The 5,562-nt window shown below is 41.5% G+C and carries 8 protein-coding genes; 6 read left to right on the forward strand and 2 right to left on the reverse strand.

Features of this window, described 5'->3' with window-relative positions:
- The first annotated feature begins 165 nt into the window (after positions 1-165).
- From JCM19055_RS21970 to JCM19055_RS30830, 6 genes are all read left to right on the forward strand, one after another.
- On the forward strand, positions 166-786 hold the full coding sequence (locus JCM19055_RS21970) for an MFS transporter (RefSeq protein ID WP_042361385.1): 621 nt from the start codon (positions 166-168) through the stop codon (positions 784-786).
- A 132-nt stretch (positions 787-918) separates the two neighbouring features.
- Complete coding sequence (locus JCM19055_RS21975; protein ID WP_042361386.1) at positions 919-1,170, forward strand: hypothetical protein; 252 nt, start codon at positions 919-921, stop codon at positions 1,168-1,170.
- Positions 1,167-1,703 (forward strand): PadR family transcriptional regulator, encoded by a 537-nt coding sequence (locus JCM19055_RS21980; protein WP_052366657.1) that lies wholly within the window; start codon positions 1,167-1,169, stop codon positions 1,701-1,703. The genes JCM19055_RS21975 and JCM19055_RS21980 overlap by 4 nt, the downstream gene beginning before the upstream one ends.
- A gap of 106 nt (positions 1,704-1,809) precedes the next feature.
- A complete protein-coding gene (locus tag JCM19055_RS21985; RefSeq protein WP_042361388.1) occupies positions 1,810-2,349 on the forward strand; it encodes an isochorismatase family protein in 540 nt (179 codons plus the stop codon).
- Positions 2,350-2,502: 153 nt separating this feature from the next.
- Positions 2,503-3,693, forward strand: coding sequence for a flotillin family protein (locus tag JCM19055_RS21990; RefSeq protein ID WP_265182475.1), 1,191 nt, complete (start codon positions 2,503-2,505; stop codon positions 3,691-3,693).
- Positions 3,645-4,160 (forward strand): flotillin domain-containing protein, encoded by a 516-nt coding sequence (locus JCM19055_RS30830; protein ID WP_265182476.1) that lies wholly within the window; start codon positions 3,645-3,647, stop codon positions 4,158-4,160. The genes JCM19055_RS21990 and JCM19055_RS30830 overlap by 49 nt, the downstream gene beginning before the upstream one ends.
- Here JCM19055_RS30830 and JCM19055_RS21995 read toward each other — a convergent pair.
- Both JCM19055_RS21995 and JCM19055_RS22000 read right to left on the reverse strand, forming a co-directional pair.
- A complete protein-coding gene (locus JCM19055_RS21995; RefSeq protein ID WP_042361389.1) occupies positions 4,135-4,794 on the reverse strand; it encodes an MOSC domain-containing protein in 660 nt (219 codons plus the stop codon). The genes JCM19055_RS30830 and JCM19055_RS21995 overlap by 26 nt on opposite strands.
- Before the next feature lie 140 nt (positions 4,795-4,934).
- Positions 4,935-5,562, reverse strand: a 628-nt coding sequence (locus JCM19055_RS22000; protein ID WP_370543281.1) for an exosporium glycoprotein BclB-related protein, incomplete at its 5' end; no start/stop codon positions are given.

Consider the following 5,562-nt stretch of genomic DNA (forward strand, 5'->3'; position numbering starts at 1 on the left):
TCGATTGTTAACGATTTTTGCTGATGCTGTTTTATTCTTTGCCTTGCTTAAGGAAATGGAATCTCGGGTAAGTGATCCTTCAATGTTTACTTGGTTTTATGTCGCGTATTACGCACCTTTATTATTTCTAGCTTTACCGATCGCTCATGGATTGAAGGAAAGAATTTGAAACGGGTTATTCGCTTTTCAAACAGTATACGAGCAATCATTGTCATTGTACTAACTTTGTTTTTGTCATTATTTTCGTTACCAATTCTTTTCGTTTTGCTTATGTTACTGAGCATCTTTGATTTATTTTTCTTACCGTCAAGTCAAGCGCTCGTTCCGCAATTCGTGAATCGTGATCATCGTCCGAAAGCAAACGCGTTATTCCAGATGTCGATCACAATGCTGCGAATCGTTGCTCAAGCAGTTTCTGGATTTGTTTTAGCGCTTCAATTTCCAGTCGAAGTGTTGCTTATTGCTGCCATTGTGGCATTACTCATCGCAACGTTATGTACGGTTAAAATTCCGAAAAGTCCCGCAACTAATCAAGGGAGTGAACGATTAATTGAACAAATTCGAGCGGGATTAAGAGAAGTTTGGTCTTCAAAACGGTTTCGGATGCTTTACACCTTCATAGCCATTGGAATGTTAATTGCAACGGCATTTGAGCTTATTCTTATTCACTTTCTAACTGACGAGTTGCATCTAGGCGTGGAGAATATGGCCTGGATCGGCATTTGTAACATTGTAGGTATTACGTTAGGAGCTTTTTTTTGCACCGAGGTTGATGAAGCGTTTTGAACGTAAATGGCTGTTGTTTCCTCCATTTTTGTTTTTAGCGGTAACATTTATAGCGGTCGGATTTGCTAATTCTCTTCCTGTGCTCTTGCCTTTTTTTTCGTCATTCAAGGGTTTGCACTCGGTCTTTTTCAAGTGACAACCGTCACGTTAATTCAAGAATGGTCGAAGCCCGCGTATTACACACGAATGTTTACGATGTTTTTTTTAGCTTCAAATGGCATGATGCTTCCTAGTATCTTGATTAGTGGCTGGCTGTTAAGTACACTGACGATAACAGAGACGGTCGCCATTATGGCAACAATTCTTATCGTGACAGGCGCAATGGGTGTGATTACTTTCCCGAGAATTGGGATCGGTGGAAAAGAGGAGACAAACATACAATGAGTTTAAGGCACGGACTACTTGGGTTATTAACGACGTGGGAAGCGAGCGGTTACGACATAAAGCAGGAGTTTGATGGGTTTGTTAGTGTGTTTTGGCATTCGAACCTCTCGCAAATTTATCCTGAACTAGCAAAGTTAGAGAATGAAGGTTTAATTGAAAGTAGGCTCGTTACGCAAGTCGGGAAGCCAGATAAGAAGTTGTATCAGATTACAGAATCAGGGAAAGCGGAAATGATACGATGGCTTAGTCAGCCTCCAACCCTTCCGAAACGAAAAGATCCATTTCTGATGCAAGCTTTTTTCATGGATCAATTGCCTCTTAAGGATGTATTGTTTCAATTGCAAACCTTTGAGCGTGAACAGAAAGAAAAGATTGAACAAATGGAGCAGTTTCTAGACGATACTTCGGCAAGCATTCGTGAACGACAAGCCGTAAAAAAAACGAATCGTTATGGCTTCAGCAGTCTATTCGCATGCCATTTATCAAGAAAAGCTCTATTTAAATTGGATTCAATCAACGCAAGCGATTCTTGAAAATGCTGAGGAACTTTGGGAAGAAGAAGAAATTACGTATGACGAATTTGAGCGGTTGTTTTTACAGTTTCATAAGCATAAAAATGACGGAGGGGTGATGGAATGAGTGGAAAAAAAAGTAGCGTTTGTACTCGTTGACTTTCAAAAGGCGTTTGAAGAACCGAGCTGGGGGGAATTTAGTACTCCTAAGGCGCCTCAACATGCAGGTGAGATCTTGCATTGGATCCGTGAACAAGAGGGTCTCGTCATACATATTCAACATACGAGAACCGATCCAACTTCATTGTTTTACAAAGGGAGTCAGACCCATTCATTTATGGAACAAGTTCTGCCTGCTGAAAATGAGATCATTATTCAAAAAGATGTCAACAGTGCGTTTATCGGTACGAATTTGGAAAGTGTTTTAAAGGAACATGGAGCGTCAGAGGTCATTATCGCAGGGTTTACAACGCAACATTGCGTATCCACAACAGTTCGAATGAGTGGAAATCTAGGTTTTAAAACGACGTTAGTATCTGATGCAACGTCAGCAGTTGCAATTGCACCTTTTGACGCACAGACCATTCACGATGTGACGCTCGCAACATTGCGTGATGAATTTGCTGACATTGTGACGACAGAAGAATTATTACAACGTTACCAATAAACCTTCGAGTGTGCTTCTCGGTGGTTTTTTTGCATGGAATCACTTGTCATAATCATCCAGCCTTCGTTACAATTAATATGATTTTTCTGTATTGTTGAAACTTAGTGTAATTTGCAAACGTATGTAGTGTAACTATGAAAAAGAGGTGATGGAATGGATTTTGGTACGGGTACAGTAATTTTTATTATTCTTGCAGTATTAGCTGCGGTAGCGGTTTTATTTGGGATTGTTGCATTCATTTATGTTAGACGCAGATACAAAACCGCGCGTTCAAATGAAGCATTAATTATTACGGGTCCAAACTTGGGTGATCCAGAAAAGGACAATCGAATCTTCCAAGATGAAAATGGTCGAAGCATGAAGATCATTCGTGGTGGTGGGCAACGTTTGAAGTTTTTCCAAACGAGTACACCCGTTGATTTGAACTCCTTTCAAATTAAGTTAACGACGCCTAAAGTGTACACGAGTCAAGGGGTACCTGTCGTCGCAGACGCAATTGCTTCTGTTAAGATTGCCGATTCATTAGATGGGATTGCAAATTATGCAGAACAGTTTCTAGGAAAGAAAGATACTGAGATTGAAGAAGAAGTCTCTAAAGTACTCGGGACTAATTTACGAGCAATTTTATCAAAACTATCAGTAGAAATGATTAATAATGACCGTGAATCGTTTAGCCATCAAGTTCAAGACATTGCACAAGTTGAACTTGATAACATGGGCTTTACAATTACGTCGTTCGGTCTAGACGATCTTCGTGATGCGGATGAAGAGAATGGGTACTTAGAGAATCTAGGGCGTCCACGAATTGCTGAAATTCGCAAAAAAGCGGACATGGCAGAGTCAGACGCTGAGAAAGAAACACGGATGTACAAAGCGAAAAACGACCAAGAAGCACAACAAGAAGAGAATACGAGAAGTACGACGGTTTCACAATCTCAAAAAGAGCGTGACATTAAAGAAGCTGAATTCAAACGTGAAACGGAACGTGCTCGAGCACAGTCTGAGCAAGCGTATCAATTAGAGCAAGCAAGATTAAATCAAGAAGTAACAGAAGAAGAAATGCAAGTTCAATTTATTGAACGACAACGTCAAGTTACCTTAGAACAAGAGGAGCAAAAGCGTCGTAAAGCTCAAGCAGATGCAGATGCGTATGACATTAAAGCGAAAGCAGAAGCTGAAGCAGAGAAAGCTCGTATTGATGGTGAAGCAGAAGCATCAATTCAACGTGCTGAAGGTCTTGCGCAAGCTGAAGTTATTCGTGAGAAGGGTCGTGCCGAGCAGAGGCGAAAGAGCTCATGGCCGAAGCGATGGAGAAATACGGCGAAGCAGCAATCATGGAAATGATGATCCGCTCACTTCCTGACATTGCGAAAGAAGTTGCAGCACCACTTAGTCAGATTGAAGGATACAAAGTCATTGATATGGGTGGCTCTGACTCCAAAGGTGGAGCGAATCGAATTACGTCAAACGTGACACAAACGATGCTAGGTGTTCAAGAAAGTCTAAAAGAAGCAACGGGGATGGACTTAAAAGAAATGCTTGAAAGCTTTGTCGCTCGAGGAAGCTCTAGTGTAGGCAATTCAGTGCGAGAAGCATATCCTGAATTCGCAGCCTCAAAAGAGAGTGCTGAGTCGAACACCGTTCATAACGAGAAACCGAGTGATGAGCAAGTTGATGACAGTAATCAAGATGATTTAAATCCAGAACGCGATGAAACGATTGATCCGTTTTTTTTGATCAAGATAATACTAAATCATAAAAGAAAACAAAGTCGTCCGCATCAAGCTAGTCGCGGGCGACTTTGTTTGTGATCTGTTGTTTACGTTTATTAAGCATGTCTCGCCATTCCTCGGCAAGGCTATCTATTTGTAGTAGTTGATTGACATCGCTAAGATTATCTCTTTCATGGTAAAAAACTTCGTTGCATCGCAAAACACTCATCTTAATAGGTGGTTCTTCTAGTAGTTCAATCGTGCTATCCGCATAAACGGTTCCCTCATGTAACACTTTAGCTAAATATCCTGTAAAGCCTGTTCGTATAATGTGCACAAGGAAATCGGCAATACCAGTGTGTTGGACAATTGTACGACAAGGTGTACGTGCTTGCGTGATTTGAATTTTGGCGTCTCCAACTCTGTAAATACTACCTAGTAATACTTCGCGTTCTAAAAGGCCGGATACGGTAATGTTTTCACCAAACGCAGCTTTTGGAAGAGAGAGATCAAATTGTTCTTCCCAATATGAATAGTGTTCATGTGGATAAAAGCAAACGGCCCGTTCCAGACCACCGTGATGCTTCTTATCTGCTACGTCATCACCTGTAAATCCGAGTTTAGTCAGAAAAGCCTCCGATTGCGCTTCTTTTGCAATCGCGCTAATGACTTGCTCATTGTTTCCATAGATTAATCTCTTCGGTAAAGAGGTAGAAAGACGTTCGATATACATTATTTCAATCCTTTTTTTATTCAGTATAACATTTTCAGAAAATATAGACATTAATAGAATGATTGAAAGAGTGCTTTCCCTATCGATCAAGATAAGGAAAGCACAATTTGTGGTTGAAAGAATAGCGATCAGTTACCGATTCACGACAGGTTATGAGATTGAGATTCCTGCGCTGGCGTAGCTTCGACTACGTTTGCTAGAGAAATTCCACTTGAAGTTGCAGATAGTACGAGTAGCAATCTCGTTTGTGGGGTGACTGGAATCGACAATCCTGAAACAATATTATTCAACGTTTGGCCTAAACTAATGACACCCGTTAACGGAGGAAGATTGACGCTTGCCCCAGGAATTGCTGTGAATGTGTTATTTGGCGTGCTCGAACTAAAGAGTTGGGCGTTGACTGTAACTGAGCTACCTATTAACGATAATGCTGCAGTAACACTAAAGTAAGCCGATATCGCTGTAATCGTCCCCGCGCGAGGCACCGAGAATGCATAGTTTAGCAAAATGCCAGGTCCTCCACCGAGGTTAATCGTCGAACCAGCAATGCTAACTCCAGCTACTGAGCTACCAAATCCGACAAGACTAGTCGTTCCTATTAATCCCCCAGCAATCGTAGTTAAAGTGACAGGTGTACCAGAAGCAAATGGAATGATCGCTGAAGATCCAGGAATTCCAGTTGTACCAGTAACGCCAGTGGCACCAGTAATGCCAGAAGCCCCAGTGACACCCGTTGATCCCGTAGCCCCAGTAATGCCAGAAGCTCCC

The sequence above is a fragment of the Geomicrobium sp. JCM 19055 genome (assembly GCF_000698185.1).
In the GTDB taxonomy this organism is placed as follows: Bacteria; Bacillota; Bacilli; order Bacillales; family Marinococcaceae; genus Geomicrobium_A; species Geomicrobium_A sediminis.